1 protein-coding gene is annotated in these 511 nt (G+C 68.3%); it reads left to right on the forward strand.

The features are described from left to right. The coding region (locus tag N866_RS19400) for an IS481 family transposase (RefSeq protein WP_034230092.1) at positions 1–502 on the forward strand (502 nt) is incomplete at its 5' end. Positions 503–511: the final 9 nt, after the last annotated feature.

Here is a 511-nt window from a genome sequence, read left to right on the forward strand (position 1 = left end):
CTCCAAGTACGAGCACCCCTGGCACACGTCCCCGACTGCGAACCAGCATGACGCGATCGCCGCGGTCGAGCTCGCCCTGGCCGACTACGAGGCCACGTTCGGCCGCCCGCTGATCGAAGCCTGCGACGTCGACGACGACGGCAACGCCATCCCCGCCCTCACGCTCGTCACCGACAACGGCGGACCGTTCCGGTCCTTCCGGTTCGAGGCGTTCATCGCCACCCACCCCGAGATCCGCCACGTCCGCACCGCCGTCAAGAGCCCGGGCCAGAACGGCTCACGCGAACGCGGCTTCGGCTGCCTGAAGTACGAACGCCTCTATCTCGAAGAGATCAACGACGCCCTGGACCTGGTCGCCCACGCCGAGGACTACCGCGTCGAGTACAACACCGTCCGCCCGCACGAGGCCATCGCCTGGAACCGCCCCCTGGACGTCCACCTCGGCCTCGCCGACCCCCTCACCCCCAACTTTCCCGAACCCGAAACCCTGCCATCTGCTTGACGCGGGACA

Origin of the sequence: Actinotalea ferrariae CF5-4 (assembly GCF_000603945.1) — a bacterium.
Lineage (GTDB): Bacteria > Actinomycetota > Actinomycetes > Actinomycetales > Cellulomonadaceae > Actinotalea > Actinotalea ferrariae.